We start from the raw sequence: 25,592 nt of genomic DNA on the forward strand, positions 1-25,592 counted from the left end.
TATGGCGCAAGTCGCAGTGCAGATCCACCCCATCAAGGCCTTCAGTGACAATTATATCTGGGCAATATGTCCGTCAGATAGCAATCTGATGTGGGTCGTTGACCCGGGACAAAGCGAGCCCGTCATTGAGTTTGCCACGGCAGCGGAAAAACAGTTGGCGGGCGTTTTAGTTACACACCATCACTGGGATCACACCGATGGGATAGCCCCTTTGCGCGCGCATTATGGTGAACTGCCGGTTTATGGCCCACACAATACGCCCTTTAATGGCATTACACACCCTTTGCATGACGGTGATAGGGTGACCATTGCCGGGCTGGACTTTACTATCGTTCACACCCCCGGACACACACTGGACCATATCTGCTACCTGACCCCTGAGCTGGCATTTACCGGTGATACTCTGTTCAGCGCAGGCTGTGGTCGTTTATTTGAGGGCAGCCCGCAGCAAATGTGGCAGTCATTACAACGGCTATCCCAGTTACCTGCGCAATGCCAAATTTACTGCACGCATGAATACACCCAGGCCAATCTGGCGTTTGCCGCCGCAGTCGAGCCAGAGAATGCAGACATAACTCAGTGGCAACAATGGGGTGAGCAGCAACGCGCTCAGGCACAGCCGACATTGCCGACCACAATTGAACGCGAGTTAAGCATCAACCCATTTATGCGAGCGAACCTGCCACATATGCTAAATACTTTACCGGCTGATATGCACACCGAGGGGAGTGAAAACTGGCAAAGGTTTGCCGCGCTCAGAAAATGGAAGGATAATTTTTAGGCACTGCTTTAATTTTTACAACTAAACAGTTAACATTGACGGGTTTTAGCTGTGGATTTTTCTGCGGCGCCGTACCCTGACCATGGATCAATGACCGAGTTTTATGAAAAAGCCTCTCTTGCTGCTGGTAGTATCAGCACTGCTGAGCGGTTGTCAAACTACGTTCGACAGCCCGACAATTGAACAAGCCGAACAACTGGATCATGCCAGTCCGGCCGAGATCAGCGACACTCTGATGAGTGCCATTCAGGAACCCGTGGAAGCCGATGAGCCACCACCGGTGTTCGATGACGTCTGGGAGCGGATCCGCTATCAGCTGTCTATTGATGTGCCACAAAATCGTCCTGTGGTCGCGGAGCGTAACTACTATCAGCGCCACCAAGCGTACCTGGATCGTATTTCAAAACGCGCCGAACCTTATCTTTACTATATTGTTGAAGAAGTAGAAAAACGCGAGATGCCGATTGAAATTGCCCTGCTGCCAATCGTAGAAAGTGCGTTCGATCCGTTCGGGTATTCTCACCGTAGCGCATCTGGAATTTGGCAATTTATGCCGCAAACCGGCGAGCGCTTCGATCTCAAACAAAACTGGTGGTACGACGGTCGTCGCGATATTGTTCAATCAACCCGCGCCGCACTGGATTATCTCACTTACCTGCATAAAACTCTGGAAGGCGACTGGCTCAATGCCATTGCAGCCTATAACTCTGGAGAAGGCCGACTGCTAAAGGCCATTCGTAAAAATCGTAAGAAGCACTTGCCGACCGATTTCTGGTCTTTGGACTTGCCACGCGAAACCACCGCCTACGTGCCTAAGCTGCTGGCATTGTCTGACTTGTTAAAGCGTCAGGATGAGTTTAACGTTAAGTGGAACAAGATCATCAATGCCCAGGTGGTTGATAGTGTAGAAGTTGGGTCGCAAATCGACTTGGCGCTGGCGGCTGAAATGGCCGACATATCCCTTACTGAGCTTTATCGCCTGAATCCGGGCTTTAACCGCTGGGCCACCGATCCGAACGGTCCACATACCCTGTTGCTGCCGGCAGATAAGATAGACGCATTTAAAACACGCCTTGCCAGTACGCCAATAAAAGATCGTCTGCGCTGGCAATACTACACGGTCGCCCGTGGCGATAGCCTGTCAGTGATCGCCAAGAAGTTCTCTACCAGCACCAGTGCCATTCGCTCGCTTAACAAATTGGATTCGCACATTATCCGGGTGGGTCAGAAACTACTGGTTCCACTCAGTGACGGCGAACTGCAAAGTGAGCATTTACCGGATGCGGTGCGCAGCGCAGCGAACAAGGCAACGCGCAACAAGAAAACCCACACAGTCACCAGCGGTGATACCCTGTGGGATATCAGCCGTGAGTATGATGTCACTGTCGCGCAACTGGCCAAATGGAATAAACTCAAGGCCAATTCGGTACTCAAGCTTGGTCAGAAGCTCACCATCTACCAAAGCCAAGCGACAACTCAGCCGGTTGCGAATACCACAGAACGCACCATTACCTATAAGGTTCGTAAGGGGGATTCTCTGGCACGGATCGCGGCCAAGTTTAACCTGACCGTCAGTGAAATTGTTAAGTGGAATAAGCTTGCTGGTCAGAAGTATCTTCAGCCAGGTCAGAAGTTAAAACTGACTGTTGATGTAAAAAGCTCATAGCCTATTTAGATATCAAAAAGCCGCTGACATCAGCGGCTTTTTTATAATATTCATCGTGAGCTCATCAAAAATGTTGCAGCCACTTTTGCAACCAGGGGGCAACCGCTTCATAGGGCTCAAAGTGTTCGCACGCGTCTACATCTAATCGAGGCTCAGTCACTGTGGCGTTGAGTTCCTGAACTAAAGTGTCTATCTGACGCCCGGCACCACAAAAGGTATCACCGTAACTACTGTCGCCCAGAGCGACAACTCCTACGGTTTTCCCCGTCAGCATGGGAAACTGACTTTGCATTTGCAATATTAAAGGTAGCAGATTATCGGGAATATCGCCTTGTCCGGTGGTGGAAGATATAAACAACAGGTTTTCTGCCCCTTGCACCTGCTCCAGCGTCGGTGGCTCGGCGATAATTGCACTGTGCCCTTGCTGCTCAATGTCTTTTTTAACTTCTTCTGCCAGGTTCTCAGCGTTGCCAAATACGGAGCCGACAAAAAGTGTAATTGATGCCATTATTGGTAGTCCTTTTCGGTGTCTGGCCAGCCCAGTTGTTTGCACAGGTTCAACATATCTTCTCCCAGACTGGCACGAATGGTGATGGGTTGTTGACTATAAGGATGCAAAAACTTCAGCTCAGTTGCAAACAACATCAGGCGGCGAATGCCAAAATGATCCTGAAAAAAATGGTTCTGCTTGTTATCCCCGTGATTAACATCACCAATGATGGGGTGGTTAAGGTGGTTAAGATGACGCCGGATCTGGTGTTTACGACCTGTTTTAGGAAAACACTCCACCAAAGAGTAACGAATGCTGGGGTATTTACCCAGCGGGATATTCAGCGTTGCCTGGTGCAAACAATTGAACTGAGTCTGCGCTTCCTGGGGGGCTTTATCCTGATCCGCGAATTTGTCGGCAATTTTATCCAACTGCTCTTTCAATGGTTTATCAACATAGACGTCTGCTGGAGCAAAGCCACGGACCAGAGCCAGATAACGCTTTTGTACTGTCCCGTCGATAAACACCTGATTCATATCACGCGCCGCCTCTGAGCTCAGCGCAAACAGCAGAACCCCCGAAGTGGGTCGGTCAAGTCGGTGGACAGGGAAAACATGCTGTCCCAGCTGATCTCTGAGCATCTGCATCGCAAACTGCGTTTCATGCTTGTCTAAAAACGAGCGATGAACCAGCAAACCCGATGGCTTATTGATGGCCACATAGTGCTCATCCTGATAAACGATTTCTAACATGGGGCCGACTCCGATACAGCTGAGTCCAGGCGCTGTAACACACTGTGCAATGCTTTATAGTTAGGGTGTTGTGCGAAGCTGACTTCTGCCATTGGGGCGATGGCCATATTAGCCGGTAAGGCTGCGCCGCTATGTATGAGAGCACGCATCTTAACGACAAAAACAAACTGCAACCACTGCTCAAAACGTAACGTATCGCAACAAAATGGCTGCACAGACAATAACGCCTGCGCCGGGACTGGCTCTGTCTGCCAAAGCTCAGCCTCGCGCAACGTGCGCTCCAGCTCGTCAAGCAAATGCCATACAGGGTGATCCATAGTGCTTCCTCACACAATACAAAAACTCCATTATACCCCATCAAACCCGGGCGTTTGTATCTTTATGGTCACCCTTACCAGTGACCAAGAATAACGTTATAATCGCGCCTCAACGCAATAAAGTGAGATGAAAATGACAGCGCAGATTACGACTTTAGGTGAACTACTGACTTCAGCCGGCACGCAATGGCGCGCCTATGATATTGGCCGTCGCATAACCAAAATCGATAAAAAGCAGTTTGCGCAAATCGAAACCACTCAGGTGCCCTACCCTTATCCGCTCGCCGGTCATGCCCTGTTGGCAATTCAGTTCTGGGATAACCAGGCGACCCAGGACCCATATGTATGGTTTCTGAAGCTGCCGCTGGATGAACAGAGCAAACTGGTTGCTGCCAGCCGTGACCACTTTGCCTCTATGGTGATTGACGCGTTAGGCACGCAGCTCACTGGCGAAGCGGCGCAAGGCAAACTGGATAACAACCCCTATGTCTATGCGCCTAACGCCAATAAACTGGCCGCGTTTAATGCTTTACTGAAAACGGAACTCAAACGTCCGGCGTCACAATATTACGAATATGCCGAATTGTATTTTGCACAAAAGCTGGGGCTGGATCAGTGGCAAAACCTGGCGGTACAGGGCCTGGCCGACTTTGCCATGCGTCTGGAGCATGGCAGCAATCGTGATAATTTGAAAGCCTGCTGGTCACACCTTCCCGCACAAGTGCAATCTCCTCTGGCTGCCATGCTGGAGCACGTGGCCATTGGCGTTGAGCTGACCGAGCACTTGCTTAGCGGCCTGAAAACGGCAGTAGAAAGCGAAGATCTGGCAGCCAGCATAAACCACCTCAGAGCCTTATCTGGTAGCCATAGTCTGGGGCTGATTGCGGAAGCAGTAGACACTATTCTGGGATCTCCACTCGCGGCGCAAGCTGATTTGCAACTGACCATTACAGGGCGTTGCTGGGAGACACTGACCGACTCACCCAGGCTTATCAAACTGATGGATAGTGCTGCACACAACACTGAAGTGGACGGCTTATTTGAAAGCATTTTCGCCGATCTGGTTGCAATTCCAACACTGCGCCCACATGTCTTAGCTCTACTTAGAACAGAAAATCGCAGTGAAACACTGTCCAGGGCAATAGGCAGGCTATTTAAACGATGATCACTCTTTGGCTTTTTATTCTTATCGGCGCAGTCATTGCGTTCTTTTGGTTTGGCCGCCAGATAGCAGAAGCGGCACAACAGCATGCGGTTGGACAAGCTGAAAAGCTCAATGTCCAGCTACTCAGTGTCGCCTGTGTTAAACGCAGGCTCGCGGTGCTGAGTAATGGCAGGCTGGGAATAAAAAGTCAATTTGCCTTTGAGTTCAGCTCAGATCAGCAAAGTGCCTATACCGGTACTATGCACCTTGAAAACCTGCGCCTTAAAAAGATGGATATTCCACCGCACCGAATGGGCTGATTGGTGTTACCGTGCTGTTCACTGAAGATGACTAACGTGATAGGTTGATATGTGAAGTTAGGGCGTGATAGTAAAGCATGCTGTGTGGTGAACTGAATAAAAAAACCAAGGCGTAACCCTTGCGCTACGCCCCAATCTGACGAATTTCCTGGGAGGTATCCGATACCTCTGCCTACAACAAACTAGCAAGCCGCCAAGCTTCATCATCCCCTGAACGGGTATACATCCTGACACACCCGATCTTCTTCCCTGACTTCATCCGATAGGTTACATCCTGTAGATATCCTTACCGCATCCAAGCACATCCTTTGTCGGCCGATGTGAACTGTTTCGCACCTTTCGACGTGTCTTCCCTATTCCTTTTATAACCAACGTCCTTTTGTGTCCTGAGCCATCCTGACTCTGTCCCCTTCGCTTTTCCTAAGCGCTCCTGACCTTCCTTTGCTTAACATCGTCCTGATGTTGCCTGAGCCATCCTGACCCTATCCTCTTCGCTTATCCTAAGCGCTCCTGACCTTCCTTTGGTTAACATCGTCCTGATGTTGTCTGAGCCATCCTGACTCTGTCCTCTTCGCTTTTCCTAAGCGCTCCTGACCTTCCTTTGGCTAACATCGTCCTGATGTTATCTGAGCCTTCCTGACTCTGTTCCCTTCGCTTTTCCTAAGCGCTCCTGACCTTCCTTTGGTTAACATCCTCCTGATGTTGTCTGAGCCTTCCTGACTCTGTCCCCTTCGCTTATCCTAAGCGCTCCTGACAATTCCTTTGTTTAACATCGTCCTGATGTTGCCTGAGCCATCCTGACTCTGTCCCCTTCGCTTTTCCTAAGCGCTCCTGACCTTCCTTTGCTTAACATCGTCCTGATGTTGCCTGAGCCATCCTGACTCTGTCCCCTTCGCTTTTCCTAAGCACTCCTGACCTTCCTTTGCTTAACATCGTCCTGATGTTGCCTGAGCCATCCTGACTCGGTCCCCTTCGCTTTTCCTAAGCACTCCCGACCTTCCTTTGCTTAACATCCTCCTGATGTTATCCGAGCCATCCTGACTCTGTCCGCTTCACCTCTTCCTGGCGCTGGTGTCCTTCCGTCCTTGAACATGATTAAGTTTACGCAATCCTGGACAATGAAAAAGGCGCTTTTTCTCATGCTTTTTTTCGTCATTTACTTGAAACAATAAAAAACTCATTACTATTCATGATGTTAATTGTTTTTTAGGGGTTAAAGCAGTAGGTCTAAAACGCCTTCACCTACAACCTTGTGAGAAAAGTCTCACAGGCTTTTTTCCATAATGGCTGCTCGAGTTTTAAACAGCAGTTCGCCCTGAACTGACTTGAAGGTTAAAACCTGAAATTTTTCATAGCCATGCTGGCGAAAAAAGGCGTTCTGATCAGCCTCTGAAACAAACACGCCAAGGCCACTGGCGATGGGGTTTTCTTTTACCAGCTCATCCAGCGCATCCAGTAAATGATGCCCCAGCCCCTGGCCCTGGTAGTGCGGCTCAACGGCGATAAAAGACAAAAAATAATAATGCCCCTGATCCGCCAGCGCTTCACGAATGGTTTTTTCTTTGTCTATTAACTGCTGTGTTTGTAGATATCCGGCGCTCATCATTAATCGTAAACGCCAGTCCCAGCGTCGCGAGGCCTGTAACTCAGTTTGCGCTTCAAACACACAAGCAATCGCAAGCAAAGACTGCGCCTGATACAACCCAATCAAGGGCTGGGCTGACTGACCAAAACACGACAGCTCCTCGCGGATCAATGCACGCAGACGTGACTCATAAGTCTGCGCATCCGAGCCCCCCAGCACATCTTTAAATAACTTATCATCATGGTAGGCCCTGTATAACAGGCTGGCAGCTACGGTACTGTCTTCGGGAAGTAAGTGTTTAATGGTTAGTTGTGCGCTGGATGCCGGGTTAGTCATAGCGATTCCTTGTCTTGTTGTTGTGATTATCCGACGAAATTTACTTGGTCGGTGTGCTAAATCTACTATAGTTATAGCGCACTATTTAAACAATAAGAGGGGCATATGGATACCAGCGCACATAATCTGAAGAACTTATTCGCTCAGCTTGGACTGGACAACAGCGAGGCCAGTATGGAAGCTTTTTTCGCTCAGCACAGCCTGCCCAGTGATATGCTGCTGGCAGAAGCGCCATTTTGGAATGAAGGACAAAAACACTTTATTGAAGAATCACTTAGAGAGGACGCTGACTGGAGTGAAGTCATCGACGAGCTAGATGCGCGATTGCGTTAAGGGACCCGCAACGAGAAGGTAGTACGCGAGCGGAAGCGGTAAAATGCCAGCTACGTCCGCTCCTTACCTGCTAGTCGTGCATAGTGCCTGCGTTCACGCCGCCATTTACGCAGCGGGACCAGGTTTTACTGGTGATGTTCCGGCGGCTAAAGTGTTACAATGCAGTGAGTTTTATTTTCCAGAGGCCGCTATATGCATCCCGCAGTTTTGAACGCAATTGCCGCACTCGTTGCGCAAGGCAAAACCCCCACCGTTGCCACCACCAAAGCCAAACTGGCAGAGCCTGTCGCCATGCCCCTGATCATTGCGGGACTGACGGCTTACAAAAATAATCCTGATCTGTTATCAACACTTGAACAACAAACTGAGCAGGCCGCGCAGCCAAGCCAGGAAACGGAGCAAACTCAGCTGGACCGCATTGAGGCTAAGCTGGACAAACTACTCGCCCTGCTGGAGTCTCGCTGATATGTTTGTGGTTGATCTTACTTTTGACTGTTACCAGGACACCACGCTGGAACTGGCCGAGCAGGCCATTAACCGACTGGTCAATGCCTTGCGTTTCAATGGTCAAATCATCGGTGATGAATTTCCTACCGTGTTAAAGGAAGGGTTTTTTATCACCCGGGTGATGTGTCCACTTGAAGACTCTTTGCATCCGCTGCATCACAGCCCTTTTGTCAAACATGCCATTGAGCAACTGCAACAGGCAGGATTGCTGGCCCCTAAAGTAAAAGTGATTGGTCAGGATATTCACGCAAATGGTGCCGATCAGTGTCAATCTCCATCCAGCTTTATTCTCTACACCACGTATGTGCATACCTGCAGCCCGCTCTATTGCGGTGATGATTTTCAGCCAGTTCCGCTATACACCATTCCGGCCATCGCCAACGGGGACTACAAGGCATTAATCAAATGGCAGGAAGACTGGCAGGCCTGTGATCAGATCCAGATCAATGGCGCCACGCGCTGCGAGTTTGCCGCCCTGAACGAGTTGACCAGCCTGGACAGCGATCTGACCCGGCGGGGGCTGGACCTGAGTAAACGGATCCGTTATCTCACCAAAAAACCTGTGTATTACTACCTGTACCGGGTTGGTGGCGAGAGTCTGGCACAGGAAAAGGCGCGTAAGTGCCCGGGATGCGATGAGCACTGGGCATTGGATGAACCCTGGTTTGGGATTTTCGACTTTAAGTGTGATACCTGCGAGCTGGTCTCTAATATTTCCTGGGACTTTCAGTAAGGGGTGATGAGGCCATCACCCAACAGGTCTTTAAAACTGTGCCGTTAACTGACTCAGGAATGCGCTCAGGCTCGGCGCCAGCACGGTATGTGGTGCCTTACCGACACGCTCAAGGCACACTTCTCCGCTGCTCAGCTGCACAGTGATCAGCACATCTTCCTGTGCAGTCAGGCCAATAAAAACGGTATCAGCTTGTTTCAGGCGACGCTTCATCAGTACATGGCCTGTGATATTCTGCTGCAAACGCTCAAAGTCCTCTTCGTTCCAGGCCTGCAACAACTCAACTTCTTCTCCCTCCAGCATAAGCAGTATATTACCGCCAAAAGCCGAGCCGTAAAAGTCATTCAGCTCAGCGCTAAACTGGGTATCCAGTGCACTGGCCAGCGCATTCAAATCCCCGCCAGGGGTTCTTGGTACTGCCTGCCAGGCTATCAGCCCATCACCCCTTGGCTCACCAGTCTCACAGGGGCTGGGCCATTGTTCGTCATGTTGGATCAGTGGCCAGTGGCCCTGGGATTGCTGCACGGAGTTGGCAAATTTTTCGTGAAGTTCGAGGATCAAAGTGCGCACGCTCATACTGCTATTCTCGCTCATTATTCGCTATAATCGTTGCCATTGTAACTACTAATGGATCAACATGACAGACTACAATAACGCCCCGGAGTTAAAAGCTTCTGTGCTGGGTAAAACCACAGAATACGCCAGTCAGTATGACCCCAGCCTGCTGCACCCTATCGCCCGTAAACTCAACCGCGACCAGATAGCCGTGGACGAGCAGGCATTGCCGTTTTTTGGTGAAGACATCTGGCATGGCTATGAGTTGTCCTGGCTGAACTCAAAAGGCAAACCTCAGGTGGCAATCGCGCGATTTGTATTCCCTTGTCAGAGCAGCCACATTATCGAGTCTAAATCCTTTAAGCTCTATCTGAATAGTTTTAATCAGAGCAAGTTTGACAGCTTTGATGCCGTACGCAATGCCTTGCAACAAGACCTATCCGCAGCAGCCAAATGCGATGTGGCAGTGACACTGTATGGCCCCGATGACCACGATTGCCTGCCATTTTCAGCGTTGCCGGGCGATTGTATCGATGACTTAGATATCACGGTCAATGATTATAGCCCGCGCGATGGCCTGCTGGCGCTGCAAAGCGACGAGCCGGTCAGTGAAACCCTGCACAGCCACTTGCTTAAGTCGAACTGCCTGATCACCTCACAGCCAGACTGGGCCAGTATCGTGATCCGTTATGAAGGCGCGAAACTCTGTCGGGAGTCGCTGCTGCGTTACCTGATCTCATTTCGCGATCATAACGAGTTCCATGAGCAGTGTGTTGAGCGTATTTACTGCGATCTGCTGCGCGCGCTCAAACCCAGCAAGCTGGAAGTATACGCCCGTTATACCCGCCGCGGCGGCCTGGACATCAATCCATTTCGCTCCAGCGAGCAAAATCAGACCGCCTTCAACGTGCGGATCAATCGCCAGTAAAGGCCTGTACCGGCACGTTAACGGCGCACACATCGGTGTGATTGGCCTGGTGTAAAAACCAGGCTTCCGGACGGTTTTTACGCGCCGCAATCAAGGCCCGAAAAGCACGGCTTTCGGTGTTAAATACCCGAAAACGCTGTTTATCCGTCTTCTCAATGTCCGCCAGTACCTCAACCGCCAGAATAGGGTTAAAAGGAAGGCGACCCTGGGGCTGTCGGTGCAATCGCTGCACATGCTCCATCCCCGCTAACACCCGGCCAAAAACCGTGGTATTTAAATCCAGATAACGCTGTGCGCTGAGCGTAAAGTAGAACTCAGTCCCGCCGCTGTCGGCGTCATTCTGCCGCGCCATGGCAAACGCCCCTGGGCAATGGGTTTGCCAGGTGCGTGTTCCCTCGTCGTTCTGTGCCACAGCAAACCCATGTAAAAATCCACTGCGTGGTGCATATCCGTCGACCAGATTTAAGCCCGTGATCTCCAAAGGCGCGGCCGTTTCCAGATAAAACTCGCCAGGGATGGTTTTTTTACCGTTTACAGGACGCTTCTCATCACTTTGGTCACCCCCCTGTGCGACAAAGCCTTCAACAAAGCGGTATATCGACAACCCCTGATAAAAGCCTTCCCGTGCCAGCGCTTTAATATTGCTCACGTGTCCCGGTGCAAGCTCAGGATTCAGTTCAACATAGACCGGGCCGCCTGGCAGGGTGATTTTAAGAATCTGCTCCGGCTCGACAGTGCGCCAGTCCGTCTCGCTGGCCTGTGCGATGATGTCAGCAGGAGAAAGGCCAGTTAACGCTGAGGATACCTTATCAGTACTGGCCTGTTCAGGGCTTGACTGGCAGGCAGTGAGGGTGAGGAGCAACATGGCTGCCATGCTCAGTTTTGTTGCTTTGCGTGTTATTATTGTCATTGTATTTTCCTGGTTGATACCACAGTTCGCTCCGTGACAACGGCGTCTCGGCAGACAAAGTCGGATTTGGTAAGTTCAGTCGTGTGCGCCCGGCCAGGTCCAGCTGTTCAAGCTGCCTTGCAAAGTGGCGGCGAAACAGCCATTCGAAACAGCCATCTGCAATCGCCTCCTCAAGGCCTTTTTGCAATAACGCGTGGAGCTGGGTATTGGCTTTATCAACAAACAGATAGACGGCCGACGGGTAATGGATCAGCAACTGAGGTTGCACCATGATATCGCTGCGCGACGAAAAATCGCCCGCCGCCAGTATATCCAGCGGCACCACATCCAGACGCTTGCTGCTGAGCATACTCATCGCCTTTTCGGTGTCGTGAAATGCCACGACCTGCAACCCATTAAGTTCAAAGACCTCTCGGTCGGGCCAGTCGTGACGTAGCCCAAACAATACAGGCTGTAACTGCCCCCAATGCTTAATATCGACAAAATCGGCAGCCCGGCTGGCTGCAATAAACAGCACCCGATATCCCAGCAGACCTTTTACCAGAGGAATGCGCACGGCCAGCGCCTGCTGTTCGCGCGTCCGACTGGTGACCGACCAAAACACATCGATACCCGACGGCTTGCCAAGCAATCGCACGGCCCGACTTTGCGTTGGGATCCCGGCGATCGGCTTTAATATCACTGGCCGGGACTGATAAGACAGCGCCAGCTCAAGTAGCTGTGTCACATAGGGGTCGGCACCAGCAGTCACCCGGATCTCCAGCGGCTGAGGTTTAGCCGCAGCCACAGTCGAGGCACACAGCATCAGTAGCAACAAAAAGCGGCGCATTATTCGTCCCAGTCAAACTTGTAAAGCAAGTCAATACTCTTATACAAACCGCTGGTAGCTTCAATATAAAACTTTGAAAAAATCCGATAGCGCACCGCCACCTCACTGAGCGACGCAAACACCCCAACCCGGTAACTAACCTGAACACTGGGTGTCAGATAACCTGACACTTCAACCTGAGTATCATCACCGCTGCCCTTGGCAGCCAGATTCACATCCTGAAACCCTATCGTCTCGCCCGCTTTAGCAAAGTAACCCTTACTACGGTCTATACTCTGCGACAGGAGTAACTGTGCCAGCATGGTATTGTTGTTACTTTCGCCCTCGCCCAGCGGCTGGCCATTGAGCAGGTAAGCCAGTGCCTGGGCCTGATCCATCGCAGGCTGCGAATAAATCACCAGCTCAGGGCTACGAATACTGCCCTTCACTTCAACACCCGCAATCACCCCATCCGCCGTGGTATCCGGGTTACGGATAGCCCGCACATTGATATAGGGCTTGTCCAGCGGACCATTAAAGCCCAGCTGACCCGTCTCGATACTCAGGTCCTGGCCAAAGGCTTTATACTTACCCTCTCTGAGATTGATCTCGCCACTGGCCAACAGGGCCGAAGCAAGCTGCTTTTCCAAAGACAGCTCACCTGTCAGATAAGCATCCAGTCCCATCGCCTTGACCCTGACGTCATCCAGCAAACGCACATCCAGGTCAAGACGATAGTCCATCATCTGGTTTGGCTGAGTGGCGCTGGCGCTGTCTACTATCACCTGATCGTCACTGACGGCGACCACCCCCTGCGGTAATTCGGCAATTTCAATCCGACCATAAGGGACTGTCACCGCACCGGTGACTTCACCATACTGGCCGTTGTAACGCAGTGACAGGTCCGGGGAGATATCCAGCTCTACGCCCGGCTGTGGCATCAGTGTCAGTCGCTCACCATTGAGTTTGAGCGCCGCAATCATAGATGACTGCCAGTCAAGCTCACCACTGAGTGCAACCTGCCCTCGCGGTGTAGTGTTCAGCAGACCGGTTAGCTGGGCCCGCTGGCCTTGCAATTGCACGTCCAGGTCTAGGTCGCTAATGGCGACGGGTATTTCACTGGCCTTAAGCTGAATATCTGTGGCGCTGAGCTGGCCACTGAGCTGCGGCTGAGCCAAAGCACCATCAATGTTAACCTGACCAGCAATGGTGCCACCCAGCTCCAGATCTGGCCATAACAAGCGCCGCAATAGCGGGCGGAATTTACCAAGCTCGATGCCGGCTATGTTGACAAAACCACGCATAGTCTGTGGCTCGGCCTGTAGTGGCATGGCCAGCTCACCATTAAAGTGTCCTAGTTTTCTGAGCGCCAACTGCCAGTCTGCTTTGGCCTGCTGCGCATCACTGTTCAGTGCTAGGGAAAAGTTTTCAATTTCAAGCGGTAACGTCGGGGCAACGTTATCTTCGTTGTCGCTGAGCTGCTCTGCCGCGGCACCATAGAGGGTAACCTGAGCATCCGACATTGCCAGTTTGCCATCCAACGCCTGTAACTGGCCCTGCGACCAGGCTGCGCTGGCATTCGCCGATAACCGGCCTTGCAGGTTCGCCAGGTCGCTCAGTAGCGGATTAAAATGCGTCAGATCCAATTCTTGCACTTCAACGCTGGCCTGACCCTGAGTGCCATGCTGCGCCGCAAAACAGATCTGCCCGGGTGACAGCGTCCAACACTGGCGAGCCACTTGTACCTGCCCAGCTTTGACGGCAAGCGCCGCCGGAGACACCAGCGCCAGCTCACTGTTTTTCAAGTTCAAGTGTCCGGCATCAATCTGGCCTGCCCAGGCTTGCTGAGCATACCGACCACTCAGCGTCAACTCGACGCTGCCATCGGTATTGTCGGCCTGCACGTTCAGCTGATGCAGGCTTTGATCGCCCTGTGCTGTGACGCTGAGATCCGTTGCGCTCAATTCACCCACGGTCACCGCAGACAAAGACAAGGAAAGATCAGTCAGCCAGTTTCGGGCCATATCCAGACTCAGTGCCAGTGTGCCGCTGTCGATTGAGGTATCCTGATAACCCAGTTTGCCAAGCAGGCTGTTAAGCGTCAGTTTTGGACTATCAACCGGCCCGCTTGCAGTAAATTGTCCTGATAACTGAATATCCGCCGGCAACAGTGCATTGCGCTGGTGCGCTAGTTGCAGCTTGCCTTGTAAGTCCAATTGCTGGTCGGCGGTGCCAGACACCGTGATCTGACTTTGCCCATAACTGAGCCGGGCAGCCTGAAGTTCGCCATGTAAGTCACTGTTCACTTTGCCCTGAGCGACCAGCTGCAAAGGCAAGGCAGCGAGTTGCCCGCTGAGGGTCAGCTCGTTAATCTGTGCCTGCCACTGACTACCATGCTGCTCAAATTCAAGTTGATAAGCGCCCGACAGCTGCGTCTCATCGAACGCCAGCCAGGCACCTAACGGCAATGCATGCAGCTTGCCCTGAAGCTGGCTGCGGATCCCGTCTTGCCAACTTACCTCAGCGCTCAGTTGGGTGTGCGCTTCTCCCAGGTCCAGTGCGGCTTTTTGCAACGTCAATGCGCTAAGACCGCCGCTGGCAGCCAGTTGCACCGCGAGCTGATTATCTGCCAGCGCCAGCTGCTCGCTCAGCGTCACGTCGGCATTGGCAGTAAGCTGATAGTCATCTGCCGTGCCTGCTGCGCTGAGCGTTAGGTGCTGTAACCTGTGCTGTGCGCCAAGCGCGGATTGTTCAGCGCGCACATCCAGTGAGAATGGCCAGTTTGGCTGCGCCGGACTCACACTTAAAGCAACTTTACCCTGTGCATTGCCGGCAACTGTGGCCGCCAGCTCAAGTTGCCTGAGATCGCCGCTGAACGTCAGGTTACTCTGGTAATCGGGGTGCTGATAATCAAGTGCCCCCGACACTGCCCAGCTGCTAAGGTCTGCCTGCGCAGTGAGCGCCAGCTGATGGGCGAGATAACCCAGTGATAAATGACGTACCGACAGCTCAGATTGCCTGACATCTGCGCTGAGCTGAAGCTGCGTCAACGTCTGACTGTCTCCCTCATAGGGGTGATAACTCAGCTCTGCAACACTAAGTTGTTCCAGGTTAACGGCCATGGAAAGCTCTATGGCGGGCAGCGACAATGCCGGAATTTCTGTCGGCATTGCAAAAGGCTCAGCAGGCGCCGGCGCTTCAGTTTGTAGGATCTGTGCACTGCGCAGCGCAAGCTTGCTAAGCTGAAGACCCTGCTCATCAGCACTGGCTGCCAGCGCCAACTTAGTAAGGCTGATCTGGTGTCCGGCGACCTTGATGTCTGCCCCACCCAAACGGAACTGCTTAATAGCGATAGAGAAAGGTACTGACAAAGGGGCTGCCTCAGCAGCAGGCTCTGATTGTGCTGTTATAGGCGGCTCACTGCCCTGCTCTGCCAGATGCAGGGTTATTTTATCGGCACTGCCAGACAGGCACACAGTGGCACAGCTAAACCAATCCAGTGACAGGCTCATCCGGCGCGCACCAAAAGTCAGCTGCTCATTTTCAAAACGAATATCCAGCACCGCGTTGGATAACAGACGCGCCTGAGGCGAGCTGACCTGCAACCCCGGCACACTGTGATTGGCCACCCACACCATCAGCTGGTGACCGGGCAAGGTAAATAGCAGACAAAAGACGGTTACAAACACGCCTGCAACAGCATAGCTAATTCGGCGCAGCCAAGTTTTCAATCCCATTACATCTCCGGTCCAATCACAATACTTAAACGTGTGCTTTTACTGTCTTTACTCAGTCCCCAAGCATGATCAAGCCGGATAGGTCCGACCGGCGTCAGATAACGCAATCCAAACCCCGCCCCCACGGCCCACTTGTCTTTAAAATCATCCGTTGCCGTACCGGTATCTACAAACAGGGCAACACGCCAGTTGGGTAAGAACTGGTAATTATACTCGCCGCTGGCGGTCGCAAGATATTTACCCCCAAGCAGGTTTCCCTCTTCATCGCGCGGTGCCACAGACTGATAGGCAAAGCCGCGCACACTCTGATCGCCACCGGCGAAAAAACGCATATTAAAAGGCACGGCCGAAATATCATCCGTGACAATCGCACCGGCTTCCAGGCGTGTCAGAAAGAAGTGTCGCTGCTGCAGGTTTCGCAGCCAGGCATTTTTCCATCGCACCTTGAGTAAAGACGTGGAAGATATAACCGAATCGCTGGCCAGCTCAATCGAGATTAACCGCTCATTGCCCCAGTAAGGCAGCATGCCACCCTGACTTTGCTTTTTCGCATAGCTGATCCCCGGAATGAGCATCTCGGTCTTGAGTGTTTCACCTCCCTGCTCACTGGTTTCATGCTCTCGCTTTAAAAAAGCGGTACGGACCCAGTTGCCGGACGTCAGCCATTGACGCTGAACCTGAATGTTCCAGGTTTTAGTATCGACCCCTTCAGTGAGGTCGTCCTGTAACTGATAACCTCCTAAGATGCGAAACACATCGCTGTTTGGGTCGCTCACCGGAATGGTATACGCCGCGCTGATATCCTGCTGACGCTGCGACACATTGAGATCTGAAGTCATCGAATGTCCCCCCTGGGTGATCCAGGGTTTGCTCCATTTAAAGCGTGCTTTTGCCCCTAAATCCGTGCTGTATCCTCCGCCTACTTCATAGCTATTGGCCGGCTTGTCGACTAGCTCAACACGAATAGGCACCTCGCCGCTTTGTCTGGCTTTGAGTAGCGGATAAACACGCACACTCTGAAAATACGGGGTTTCATTGAGCGTCAGGTTATATTGCGACAACTTTTCTGCGACATAGTGCTCGCCCGGCTGAAATGGGCTCAGCGCTTGTGCAAACGCAATCGCCTTAGACTGCGTTGACAATCGTAACGCGCCAAAGCGATAGCGCTGGCCCGCCGATAACACGAGTGTCGCAGAAACCTGTTGCTGTGCTTTATCCACACTAAGCTGTTTTCTTAGCCACTGAAAATCAAAGTAACCCAGCTCCAGCAACAGGCTTTCGATCTGCGCTTTGGTGGCTTCATAGCGATCATGTCTGGCTTGTTCACCAACCTGGATAGCCCCACTCAGCAAACGAGTGCGCAGCGCCTCATCGTCAATGCCCTGCAGGGAGATTTCGACCTGATCCCAGCGCCAGGCGTCTCCGGGGTCCAGCTCTAAATTAACGCGACGCGTCTGGGAATCAAAAGCCAGGGAAAGCGTATGGTCATAGTATCCCAATGCCTGCAGCGCCTTAGTCACATCTTTATCAATGAGTTTTTTCCTGCGCGGCGTGAATGGCTTGCCTACATATGAAGCTAAAAAGCGCATCACATTGTCACGGGCTTCATCCGTTAATTCAGTGCTGTCAGACGCACTGTGAATGGTAAACTCTGTGATACCAGATGGCGGATTGGCCCAGGACTGAAATGAAAAAAGCAGCGCAACGAAGATGGCGCTAAACGCAGATAAACGCACTAAATAACCCTATAGTTAACATTGGCATTATCATACCACAGCAAGATAACACTGACATGGCGAGAAGCACCTTAGCAGTGTGTTATTTTTATGCGCTTAGGCGCAAATTTTTGCCCTCAGTGCTTTTTATTTTGTGTTGGATAGCGGACAATATCCCCAGCTATATTAACTTGAGTACGATTATGCAATTCCCTGATGATGACAACGGCCAGCTTCTGTCTGAGATAGCCGCTGCCGGTGTCGATCTCACTCAGATGCACAGCATCGATTTTTTTATTTTGTTCGAACAAAAGGCCGACGCAGAGCGTTTTATGCTTGCCATTGCCGCTGATGAGCTGGCACCCAAAACCAAACTGGATACCTGCCCGGATACCGGTGTATGGGAAGTCGTTACTTCTGTCACTATGGTGCCGGATCACCAGCTCTTAAGTCAGACCGAGCAGTATCTGGAGTCTATCGCCAACAGCCACGAAGGCTATGGCGATGGCTGGGGAATACTCGCCGAATAACACTCGGACCTGAACGATGCAGAGCCCAAAGTGCTCTGCATTAGCTTTTGTCTGCGGTACGATAACTGCCCTGATAATCAAAAATCTTTTCTGTTACCTGCCAGCCATACTTCTTGTGTTGCCGGGCAATCACAAAGTCGGGCGCCGACAGTAAAGTGGCATCCACTTGCGCGACCTCAGTCCACGCCTTCACATTCACGCCACTGCGGCAATGCTTGGCAAACTGACGAACAAAATGGTGTCGGCTAGCCGGTTTTGCAAAATCAAACACCTCGCTCACACTCGCCCCGTCCTCATCAAAGTAAGTGATTTTCAGCAACTGAGCTTTAATCACTTCACCGCTTAGGCCACTACAGCGGATCACCATGGCATTTTTCAGATTGAGCGCCGCACGCAGCTTGTCGTCGGGGTCTGCCAGCATCACGCCACAGCTGTGGCACTGGCGTGCTGCAATGTCATTTTCAGCGCCACAGTTATCGCATTCTTTGAATTTGAAACGATAGTCACATTGCTGTTCATTGCCTTCGTCATCCTGCAATAGCCCCTGACAACGTCGGCCGAAATGTTCAATTACACGCCCCTGTTCATCATATTTACCCCAGAAAACATTGCCAAAGCCACAGCCCGGGCATAACACCTGGACAGGTTCATTGTCTGAATCAGGCTTTTTACTGCCCACTTCAGGGTGAAATAAATCAAACTCGTTGGCCGCGTAATCAACCACCAGGCAGTCTTTTTTGCCTTCACTCAGGCGCAGGCCCCGGCCCACAATTTGCTGGTACAGACTCACCGATTCTGTGGGCCGCAAAATAGCGATCACGTCCACATGAGGCGCATCAAACCCTGTGGTTAATACCGATACATTTACCAGATATTTTATTTCTCGACGTTTAAATGCCGCGATAATATCATCGCGCTCCCGGTTATCTGTATCACCAATAACCAGGGCCGTCTGTTGCGCAGGTAAATAACCGATAATTTCTTTAGCATGTAATACTGTTGCCGCAAAAATCATCACCCCGTGACGGTCTTTGCTGAGCGAGACCACATGATTAATAATGCTTTTGGTCGCCCGGGTATTGCTTTGCAGCAGCTGGTTCATATCCGCCTCACTATAGCGACCAAACGCGTTGCTGGTGAGTGCAGAGAAATCATAGTTTTCTACAGCCGGATCGATTTTATTCGGTGGTGTCAGATAACCATGCTTGATCATATAACGCAGCGGCAATTCGTAAATACAGCGACGGAAGGGACTATTTTCGCTGCCGCGCACAAAACCATGATAGTGGCTGTGATACACCCAGCCACTGCCCAGTCGATAGGGCGTAGCTGTCAAACCCAGTATTTTTAACGCCGGATTAAATTGCCTCAAGCGTGCAATAACCGCCATATACTGACTGTCGTCTTCACCACTTACCCGGTGACACTCATCAATAATTAATAAGGAATAAAAGGTATCTATTGCTTCTATATTGCGAGCCAGTGACTGAACACTGGCAAATGTCACCTGATGGGTCAGGTCTTTTTGCTTTAAGCCGGCGGAGTAAATACTCGCCGTTAATCCATAACTCTGGTATTTCTGCGCATTTTGCTCAACCAGCTCTTTGACATGAGTCATCACAAGAATTTTATGTTTTGCCAGTCTAGCGAGCTGCGCAATCACCAGGCTTTTACCTGCGCCGGTTGGCAGCACAATCACCGCACTGTCATCTGACTTTTTAAAATGTGCAACGGTATTAGCAACAGCTTCTTCTTGATAAGGTCTTAGCGTGTAAATAGGAACACCTGACAATATTAATGAATAAGGATTTTGATAACGTTGAGAAGAGAAAAGATTTAGAACACGCACCCGGCCGGGATACGTTTAAACAGCATAAGCCAGATTGCGTTGAAATACGGTCACTGGCTTATGCAAGATCACAATTAGATTTTGTGATCTTCTAGATTAACACCAACAAAAGCTTTTGGTGTTTTACCACGGCCTGTCCACTCAAATACTTCACCGTCTTTTTCAATACGGTATTTTGGACGCACTTTGCTGCGCTTATCTGTTGCGCTTTCCGCTGCAAAATCTTCTAAAGACAATCCCTTTTCTTTAATCAGCGCCAAGACTTCTTTTTTGGCTTCTTCCTGTTTTGCCTGCTCATCAATAGCAGCTTGGATAAGCTCCAGCGCTTTATTCAAATCACTGTAGCTTGCAGTCTTTATAAAAGATCTTATTTCACGCATTGGATTACTCTCGTAGATTGTTGAATTTAGAATTTTCTAAGTTAATTAAGCTCGATATGTAGAGAGTATATTATATTTATCTCTTTTCAAATTAAAAGTCGTTAAATTTATAATCTCCGTTGATATTTACTCAATATTCAACCTTGTTTATACGCTTTTTCCATATTTGGAGACAAACAAAGGGATGGGACAGACTAACGCATCCATACTTTCACTTCAGCCAGCCCATTAGACTGCAACAGTTGCAATTGCGATTCCACGTTCTGGCTCTGTTCAAATTCAAAGGCATCGAGCTGCTCATCAAAGGTAATGGTCGCAGCGCCATCTCCGCCGCGTTGTTTCACTTCATGTAGCGCGATATCGGCAAGATTAACGGACGCCTCCCAGCCAATCACCTGGCCTCCGAGCAAAGGCAGTGGATAGAATGACCAGCCAACGGAAACGCTCAGGTTCAGCGATTTACCGTTCGGTAGTCTGAAATCAAATTGCGCGATGGCTTTACATAATTCACTGACATAGCGTTCAACTTCAGAACATTTAAAGTCTCGCAGTAGCAATAAGAACTCATCGCCACTCCAGCGCGCCACATAATCAGAGCCCTGCGTGCGGGTGTTGAGCAGGGTAGCCAACTGCTGCAAGCAACTGTCGCCGCCAATTGGGCCATAGGCATCGTTGATTTTACTGAAACTATCAATATTCAGGATCATTAGTACCAGACTCTTATCCTGCTGACGCAACGACTGGGCGTTGCGCTGATAATGCTCAATGTCCTTCGGTAATTGATCGAATAAAAAGCGCCGACTGCGTAGCCCGGTCAGTTCATCGGAGTGACTGACCAGTTTAAGCTGCGTATTGACCTGATTCAGCTTGTCATTGGCTTTTCTCAGCTCGGTGGTGCGCTCAGCTACCAGAGCTTCCAGCGCTGCCTGTTTGCGTCGCTCCTGAGTGCGGAATACCCAGAACACCAGGTAGAACAAAAACATAAAGCCGCAGGTAATGATCAGTCGGAAAAATACGGTTTCATCAAAGCGTTGTGGTAACTGTAAATTGAGTGACAGGTTATGTGCCTGCTGCCAGTCCTGGCCGCGTCGCTTTACCTGCAACAAAAAGGTAAAGTCGCCAGGCGGCAGGTTGGTATAAATCGCCTCGCGTCGTGACTGGGCATCGCGCCACTGCGCATCATGGCCTTCCAGCTTGTAGCGAAATTCGATACTCTGCGGCGCATAGAAATCGATGGCGGTGTAGCGAATGGTCAGGTCGCGTTCACTGGTATCCAACTCAACTGGGCCTTCCAGCCTGTCCGGGGTCAGGTTTCGGTATGCCGTGACTATGCTCTCAAATTTAGGGGCCAGCTCGGCAGCGCTGAACAGCTGCACTTTTTTCGGGATCCGCACGATACCTTGCAGGCTGGGGTACAACAGGTAATCATCCTGCTCCACCACTGCATCATGTCCCAAGCCGGTACAGCATTGACTGGGTACCCCATCCAACTGGCGGTCAAACGGGTTTATCACCTGCTCAACCTGTAAGTTTTCCACCACCTCACTGAACTGAGCAATAGGCATTCGATAAACGCCTTTCATGGTGCTCACCCACACCAGCTCCTGGGATTTATCAAAGTGCAGAGATAAGATAGGGCCATAAGGCAAGCCATGAGAGGCATCCAGCTGATGCCAGTCACCATCCTGACTACGATAATAGAGCCCGTCGTAGAAGGTCCCAACGAGTGTGGCACTGTCTTCTACGTGCAAAATACTGGTCACATAAGCGGACTCAAGCGAAGTCTGCCCGCCAATTTTTTCAATTCCCCGCTCATTGTATTTATAGGCCCCTTTGTCGGTACCGATAAAGCCAAAACGCGGAAAGTCGACGACATAGGTTATAAACTGACTGCCAAGAAAGGCGTTGTAGGTAAAGGGCGTCAGGCCACTATAATCGAGCCGGTACAGACCACGCCCGGTACCCAACCACAGGCCGCCCTGATTGGAAGGAGTTAAAGTAAAAACCTGAGTCTGGCGAAACTCTCGATTAGGAATGGCGAGTAATTTATCGTCTTCATAAATCACCACGCCACGACCGGTGCCCAAAAACAAACGCTCCCCGACAAACTCCATATCATGGATTTCAACCCCTTTGAGCTGCTCAGCACTGATCACAGGTTCAAAATTATCACTGCTGTCTAAACGCCCCACACCTTCACGGGTTGCCACCCAAACGTTGCCCTGTAAATCCTGAGTAATCGCCGAAATCGCCTGCTCTTGCTGCTCTCCAACGGAAAAACGCTCCACCCTACCCGCGTGTGCCAGCCACAGGCCCTCATTTATACTGGCCATCCATACGTTAGAGTCATTGTCGATAAAGATATCGGTAAACCAGATCCCCTGATCCAGCTGCGCCAACTCGACAAATTGCCACTGACCGCCGCTTTCTTTATACAGCAGTCGACCATAAGTAGAGACCCACATACCACCTTGCTGGTCGCTCAGGAACTTGTAGGTCGCGTTATTGCCAATCTCATCGTAGCGTCTGAGTACTTCGTCAAAGTCGAGAAAATAAGCCCCCAACTGCGACGCGAGAAAAAGCTTGCCATCTATCCAGGCAAGGTCATGGATATTAGTTTGTGCCAGCTGTCGTGGCAGCGAAATTTTGCTGGACAGTTCCAGTCGCATGTCGTTGGAGCCCATCGACTGTGATTCACTGATCCGCAATAAGTGGCGTTCATTGACCAACCAGATCCCCTGAGGAGAGGACGTCATCTTGGTCACCGAGCCAACAATCTGACTGATATGAGTCAGGGAGAGTTTTTTATTGTCGAGATTATTTTCAGCTAAGGTCAGGCGTTTGGCCGACACATAATACAAGCCATTCGCGGCAACCCAGATATTACCATTATGGTCTTCAAGAATGTCTCTGACTTCGCCCTGAACTTCAAAGCGCTCAGCCTTTAGTGTTTGCGGGTTTAACCGGGTTACCCCTCTGCGGGTACCAATCCACAGCATGCCAAAGCGGTCCACAAAGAGCTTGTTTACCGCATTGCTGTCCAAAAAATCACTGTTTTGTGTTGTGTAATTACTGAACTGCAGGCCGTCAAAGCGACTCAGTCCGAACTGTGTGCCCAGCCAGATATATCCCTGCTGATCCTGAACCACACTTTTTATACTTTGTGACGGCAGCCCATTTTGCATACTCCACTGTTTAACAACATAATCATTAATTGCCGCATTCACGCTTGTAGTGAATATGCACAGCAACAGTAGCAGTATAAATCGCATAGGCTCCCTCTTAGTACCCGTAATAAAATTAGCCGCCCAGGACCCCTGTTTTAAACAAAGCTTGCAGACAAATCAATGAAAATATCCCGGCAAGCAAATCATCCGCCATGATCCCTAAACCACCATGGAGTTTTCTGTCCAGTAGTCTGATAGGACCCGGCTTGGCGATATCGAAAAAGCGAAACAGCAAAAAGCCGACCAGCAGGGACTGCCAGCTAATGGCTGCCCCTACCATAGTGATGTAAAACCCGGCAACTTCATCCCAGACAATCGCGGGATGGTCGTGCACACCGACGTCTCGCGCCGTTTTACCACAGATCCAAAAGCCGGCCAGGCTGATCACAATCGCCAGGCTTATCTGCAACCACAGAGGTTGATCCATGGTCAGCAAAATAAAAGGGAGTGCGGCTAAAGTACCGAAGGTACCCGGGGCTTTGGGGGCCAGTCCTAAACCAAACCCCAGAGCCAAAAAGTGATGTGGGCGTTTAAGGTTGAATGATAACGGCTTATTCAAACCTGCTCCTCGTTAAAAATGTTGATAGCCGCTGCGCGGCAGTGGGCACTTTTCGCCCTCATTGAGCAACTCCAGCTTACCTGCTGAGGCGGTGATTTGGCCAATGCAAACAGGCTCAACGCCATACTGACGCAGGCGGGCTTCGACAGCCCCTTTATTGCTGTCATTGACGGTGAACAACAGCTCATAATCATCGCCATAAGCCAGGCTCAGTTCGTGCCGCAAAGCCTCAGGCTGAAGCTGCTGCATAACCGCTGATACCGGCACATCTTCAATATTGACGATGGCGCCGACCGCAGATTTATTGAGAATGTGCTGCAAGTCAGCCAACAAGCCGTCTGAGATATCGATACAGGCTGTTGCCATCCCCCGTAAAACCTGTCCAGCCGCCACTCTGGGGGTTGGAAAGTGCAGTTTCTCTTCAAGCCGTTTTAGTTGCTTGTCACCAAGTGGGATCTGGCGTTTACGTGCTTCAATAGCCAGTGCAGCATCGCCCAGCTCACCTGTGACATAGATCCAGTCACCAACCTTGGCGCCGGAGCGCGTCAGTGCTTTGTCATTGGGAATGATCCCTTTGGCACAAATGGTAATCGTCAGCGGCCCCTGCGTGGTATCTCCACCAATCAGCTGAACATTATAGTATTCGGCAATTTCATGCATGCCTTCGGTAAACGCTTCCAGCCACGCCATATCGACCTCGGGTAAGGTCAAACCAATAGAGATCCAGGTCGGCTCAGCTCCCATCGCAGCCAGGTCACTCAGATTGACGGCTAAAGCGCGATGCCCGAGGGCTCTGGGTGGAATGTCTTCAAAGAAGTGTACACCCGCAACCAGGGTGTCTGTGGTAATGGCAAGTTGGTGCTTTTCAGGAACCGTCACTATGGCACAATCATCACCAATACCAACCTTTACATCACGACGCGCAATGCCACGCCCCTTGAAGTAATGATTGATTAACTCAAATTCCTTCATACATTAAAAAAGCCGGCCCATGCCGGCTCTCCTCACGGTCTCGATTACTTGCGGATTATCTTAACCGCTTTGTCCAGTACGCCGTTGACAAATTTGTGACTGTCTTCGGCACCAAACATTTTCGCCAGCTCAATCCCTTCGTTAATGGCGACTTTGTAAGGGACGTCTTCGCGGAACTTTAACTCGTAAATGCTGACGCGCAATACGGCTTTTTCAACCATATCCAGGTCATCAAATGGACGAGATAAATGCGGCGTCATCAATTCATCTAGCTGTTTGCAGTTTACTGCAACACCACGTGCCAGATCCTTGAAGTACTCTACATCCACCTTTGAAACGTCGTTTTCGATCAGCATTTGCTGCTCGATATCAGCAATGGGGTTGCCACTTAGCTGCCAAGAATATACTGCCTGAAGGGCAAGGACACGCGCCTTACGTCTAGCTGCTGGTTTCACTGA

The 25,592-nt window shown here is 50.9% G+C and carries 24 protein-coding genes; 9 read left to right on the top strand and 15 right to left on the bottom strand.

The features are described from left to right. Window position 1: 1 nt before the first annotated feature. Complete coding sequence (gene gloB / locus C3B51_RS07910; protein ID WP_130244688.1) at window positions 2-781, top strand: hydroxyacylglutathione hydrolase; 780 nt, start codon at window positions 2-4, stop codon at window positions 779-781. Between the two features lie 103 nt (window positions 782-884). Beyond that, on the top strand, window positions 885-2,447 hold the full coding sequence (locus C3B51_RS07915; RefSeq protein ID WP_125716126.1) for a lytic transglycosylase: 1,563 nt from the start codon (window positions 885-887) through the stop codon (window positions 2,445-2,447). Window positions 2,448-2,511: 64 nt separating this feature from the next. Here C3B51_RS07915 and C3B51_RS07920 read toward each other — a convergent pair whose 3' ends face one another. Genes C3B51_RS07920 through C3B51_RS07930 form a run of 3 tightly spaced genes read right to left on the bottom strand, consistent with a single transcriptional unit; the run spans window position 2,512 to window position 4,006 of the window. Then, window positions 2,512-2,955 (bottom strand): flavodoxin, encoded by a 444-nt coding sequence (locus tag C3B51_RS07920; RefSeq protein WP_130244689.1) that lies wholly within the window; start codon window positions 2,953-2,955, stop codon window positions 2,512-2,514. Continuing rightward, a complete protein-coding gene (gene truC / locus C3B51_RS07925; protein ID WP_130244690.1) occupies window positions 2,955-3,689 on the bottom strand; it encodes a tRNA pseudouridine(65) synthase TruC in 735 nt (244 codons plus the stop codon). The genes C3B51_RS07920 and truC overlap by 1 nt, the downstream gene beginning before the upstream one ends. Next, the gene (locus C3B51_RS07930; protein ID WP_130244691.1) at window positions 3,683-4,006 is read right to left on the bottom strand and encodes a YqcC family protein; all 324 of its coding nucleotides are present in this window, start codon (window positions 4,004-4,006) and stop codon (window positions 3,683-3,685) included. Before C3B51_RS07930 ends, truC begins: the two co-directional genes overlap by 7 nt. A gap of 133 nt (window positions 4,007-4,139) precedes the next feature. On the opposite strand from C3B51_RS07930, the gene C3B51_RS07935 reads away from it, so the two are divergent. Both C3B51_RS07935 and C3B51_RS07940 read left to right on the top strand, forming a co-directional pair. Then, window positions 4,140-5,171: a DUF3549 family protein gene (locus C3B51_RS07935; protein ID WP_130244692.1), complete on the top strand. Its 1,032-nt coding sequence runs from the start codon at window positions 4,140-4,142 to the stop codon at window positions 5,169-5,171. Continuing rightward, window positions 5,168-5,470: a DUF3301 domain-containing protein gene (locus C3B51_RS07940; protein ID WP_046006851.1), complete on the top strand. Its 303-nt coding sequence runs from the start codon at window positions 5,168-5,170 to the stop codon at window positions 5,468-5,470. Before C3B51_RS07935 ends, C3B51_RS07940 begins: the two co-directional genes overlap by 4 nt. 1,264 nt (window positions 5,471-6,734) lie before the next feature. Here C3B51_RS07940 and C3B51_RS07945 read toward each other — a convergent pair. After that, window positions 6,735-7,391 carry a GNAT family N-acetyltransferase gene (locus tag C3B51_RS07945; RefSeq protein WP_130244693.1) on the bottom strand — a complete coding sequence of 219 codons (657 nt, stop codon included), beginning with the start codon at window positions 7,389-7,391 and terminating at the stop codon, window positions 6,735-6,737. A 105-nt stretch (window positions 7,392-7,496) separates the two neighbouring features. Between C3B51_RS07945 and C3B51_RS07950 the strand changes: the two genes are divergently transcribed. The 3 genes from C3B51_RS07950 (at window position 7,497) to C3B51_RS07960 (ending at window position 8,964) form a co-directional block, all read left to right on the top strand. Further along, entirely contained in the window at window positions 7,497-7,724 is a 228-nt protein-coding gene (locus C3B51_RS07950; RefSeq protein WP_046006853.1) for a DUF2789 domain-containing protein, read from the top strand. 192 nt (window positions 7,725-7,916) lie between these two features. Then, window positions 7,917-8,189, top strand: a complete 273-nt coding sequence (locus C3B51_RS07955) for a hypothetical protein (protein WP_130244694.1) — start codon at window positions 7,917-7,919, stop codon at window positions 8,187-8,189. Window position 8,190: 1 nt separating this feature from the next. Then, the gene (locus C3B51_RS07960) at window positions 8,191-8,964 is read left to right on the top strand and encodes a Zn-ribbon-containing protein (RefSeq protein WP_130244695.1); all 774 of its coding nucleotides are present in this window, start codon (window positions 8,191-8,193) and stop codon (window positions 8,962-8,964) included. Window positions 8,965-8,994: 30 nt separating this feature from the next. On the opposite strand, the gene syd is transcribed toward C3B51_RS07960, so the two are convergent. Continuing rightward, window positions 8,995-9,540: a SecY-interacting protein gene (syd, locus tag C3B51_RS07965; RefSeq protein ID WP_130244718.1), complete on the bottom strand. Its 546-nt coding sequence runs from the start codon at window positions 9,538-9,540 to the stop codon at window positions 8,995-8,997. 61 nt (window positions 9,541-9,601) lie between these two features. Between syd and queF the strand changes: the two genes are divergently transcribed. After that, complete coding sequence (queF, locus tag C3B51_RS07970; protein WP_130244696.1) at window positions 9,602-10,447, top strand: NADPH-dependent 7-cyano-7-deazaguanine reductase QueF; 846 nt, start codon at window positions 9,602-9,604, stop codon at window positions 10,445-10,447. Here queF and C3B51_RS07975 read toward each other — a convergent pair. The 4 genes from C3B51_RS07975 to C3B51_RS07990 are packed head-to-tail and all read right to left on the bottom strand — an operon-like array spanning window position 10,434 to window position 17,638. Then, window positions 10,434-11,357, bottom strand: coding sequence for a peptidylprolyl isomerase (locus C3B51_RS07975; protein ID WP_206076613.1), 924 nt, complete (start codon window positions 11,355-11,357; stop codon window positions 10,434-10,436). The genes queF and C3B51_RS07975 overlap by 14 nt on opposite strands. After that, window positions 11,272-12,186, bottom strand: coding sequence for a transporter substrate-binding domain-containing protein (locus tag C3B51_RS07980; protein WP_130244697.1), 915 nt, complete (start codon window positions 12,184-12,186; stop codon window positions 11,272-11,274). The genes C3B51_RS07975 and C3B51_RS07980 overlap by 86 nt, the downstream gene beginning before the upstream one ends. Continuing rightward, entirely contained in the window at window positions 12,186-15,902 is a 3,717-nt protein-coding gene (tamB, locus tag C3B51_RS07985) for an autotransporter assembly complex protein TamB (protein WP_130244698.1), read from the bottom strand. Before tamB ends, C3B51_RS07980 begins: the two co-directional genes overlap by 1 nt. After that, entirely contained in the window at window positions 15,902-17,638 is a 1,737-nt protein-coding gene (locus C3B51_RS07990) for an autotransporter assembly complex protein TamA (protein WP_130244699.1), read from the bottom strand. The genes tamB and C3B51_RS07990 overlap by 1 nt, the downstream gene beginning before the upstream one ends. Before the next feature lie 182 nt (window positions 17,639-17,820). Here C3B51_RS07990 and C3B51_RS07995 point away from each other — a divergent pair, with 182 nt between their 5' ends. After that, a complete protein-coding gene (locus C3B51_RS07995; RefSeq protein ID WP_125716114.1) occupies window positions 17,821-18,147 on the top strand; it encodes a ribonuclease E inhibitor RraB in 327 nt (108 codons plus the stop codon). Window positions 18,148-18,187: 40 nt separating this feature from the next. Here the strand turns inward: C3B51_RS07995 and C3B51_RS08000 are convergent, their stop codons facing one another. From C3B51_RS08000 to nusB, 6 genes are all read right to left on the bottom strand, one after another. Continuing rightward, window positions 18,188-19,939, bottom strand: coding sequence for a DEAD/DEAH box helicase (locus C3B51_RS08000; protein WP_130244700.1), 1,752 nt, complete (start codon window positions 19,937-19,939; stop codon window positions 18,188-18,190). Window positions 19,940-20,070: 131 nt separating this feature from the next. Further along, window positions 20,071-20,376, bottom strand: coding sequence for an H-NS family nucleoid-associated regulatory protein (locus C3B51_RS08005; RefSeq protein WP_125716112.1), 306 nt, complete (start codon window positions 20,374-20,376; stop codon window positions 20,071-20,073). Window positions 20,377-20,570: 194 nt separating this feature from the next. Beyond that, window positions 20,571-23,648, bottom strand: coding sequence for a ligand-binding sensor domain-containing diguanylate cyclase (locus C3B51_RS08010; RefSeq protein ID WP_125716111.1), 3,078 nt, complete (start codon window positions 23,646-23,648; stop codon window positions 20,571-20,573). A 28-nt stretch (window positions 23,649-23,676) separates the two neighbouring features. Next, entirely contained in the window at window positions 23,677-24,162 is a 486-nt protein-coding gene (locus C3B51_RS08015; RefSeq protein ID WP_130244701.1) for a phosphatidylglycerophosphatase A family protein, read from the bottom strand. A 12-nt stretch (window positions 24,163-24,174) separates the two neighbouring features. Then, window positions 24,175-25,134, bottom strand: coding sequence for a thiamine-phosphate kinase (gene thiL, locus C3B51_RS08020; RefSeq protein WP_125716110.1), 960 nt, complete (start codon window positions 25,132-25,134; stop codon window positions 24,175-24,177). A gap of 44 nt (window positions 25,135-25,178) precedes the next feature. Continuing rightward, window positions 25,179-25,589 (bottom strand): transcription antitermination factor NusB, encoded by a 411-nt coding sequence (gene nusB / locus C3B51_RS08025; protein WP_010382792.1) that lies wholly within the window; start codon window positions 25,587-25,589, stop codon window positions 25,179-25,181. Between the last annotated feature and the right edge of the window lie 3 nt (window positions 25,590-25,592).

The sequence above is a fragment of the Pseudoalteromonas rubra genome (assembly GCF_004212645.1).
Taxonomy (GTDB): Bacteria; Pseudomonadota; Gammaproteobacteria; order Enterobacterales; family Alteromonadaceae; genus Pseudoalteromonas; species Pseudoalteromonas rubra_G.

Bases quoted from the DNA above. Each gene is read 5' to 3' on its own strand.
- C3B51_RS08005 (WP_125716112.1), bottom strand. From the start codon at position 20,376: ATGCGTGAAATAAGATCTTTTATAAAGACTGCAAGCTACAGTGATTTG.
- gloB (WP_130244688.1), top strand. From the start codon at position 2: ATGGCGCAAGTCGCAGTGCAGATCCACCCCATCAAGGCCTTCAGTGAC.
- C3B51_RS07945 (WP_130244693.1), bottom strand. From the start codon at position 7,391: ATGACTAACCCGGCATCCAGCGCACAACTAACCATTAAACACTTACTT.
- C3B51_RS07960 (WP_130244695.1), top strand. From the start codon at position 8,191: ATGTTTGTGGTTGATCTTACTTTTGACTGTTACCAGGACACCACGCTG.
- C3B51_RS08010 (WP_125716111.1), bottom strand. From the start codon at position 23,648: ATGCGATTTATACTGCTACTGTTGCTGTGCATATTCACTACAAGCGTG.
- C3B51_RS07935 (WP_130244692.1), top strand. From the start codon at position 4,140: ATGACAGCGCAGATTACGACTTTAGGTGAACTACTGACTTCAGCCGGC.
- C3B51_RS07950 (WP_046006853.1), top strand. From the start codon at position 7,497: ATGGATACCAGCGCACATAATCTGAAGAACTTATTCGCTCAGCTTGGA.
- C3B51_RS07915 (WP_125716126.1), top strand. From the start codon at position 885: ATGAAAAAGCCTCTCTTGCTGCTGGTAGTATCAGCACTGCTGAGCGGT.
- C3B51_RS07940 (WP_046006851.1), top strand. From the start codon at position 5,168: ATGATCACTCTTTGGCTTTTTATTCTTATCGGCGCAGTCATTGCGTTC.
- thiL (WP_125716110.1), bottom strand. From the start codon at position 25,134: ATGAAGGAATTTGAGTTAATCAATCATTACTTCAAGGGGCGTGGCATT.
- queF (WP_130244696.1), top strand. From the start codon at position 9,602: ATGACAGACTACAATAACGCCCCGGAGTTAAAAGCTTCTGTGCTGGGT.
- C3B51_RS07980 (WP_130244697.1), bottom strand. From the start codon at position 12,186: ATGCGCCGCTTTTTGTTGCTACTGATGCTGTGTGCCTCGACTGTGGCT.
- C3B51_RS07995 (WP_125716114.1), top strand. From the start codon at position 17,821: ATGCAATTCCCTGATGATGACAACGGCCAGCTTCTGTCTGAGATAGCC.
- truC (WP_130244690.1), bottom strand. From the start codon at position 3,689: ATGTTAGAAATCGTTTATCAGGATGAGCACTATGTGGCCATCAATAAG.
- C3B51_RS07920 (WP_130244689.1), bottom strand. From the start codon at position 2,955: ATGGCATCAATTACACTTTTTGTCGGCTCCGTATTTGGCAACGCTGAG.
- tamB (WP_130244698.1), bottom strand. From the start codon at position 15,902: ATGGGATTGAAAACTTGGCTGCGCCGAATTAGCTATGCTGTTGCAGGC.
- C3B51_RS07955 (WP_130244694.1), top strand. From the start codon at position 7,917: ATGCATCCCGCAGTTTTGAACGCAATTGCCGCACTCGTTGCGCAAGGC.
- syd (WP_130244718.1), bottom strand. From the start codon at position 9,540: ATGAGCGTGCGCACTTTGATCCTCGAACTTCACGAAAAATTTGCCAAC.
- C3B51_RS07930 (WP_130244691.1), bottom strand. From the start codon at position 4,006: ATGGATCACCCTGTATGGCATTTGCTTGACGAGCTGGAGCGCACGTTG.
- C3B51_RS07975 (WP_206076613.1), bottom strand. From the start codon at position 11,357: ATGACAATAATAACACGCAAAGCAACAAAACTGAGCATGGCAGCCATG.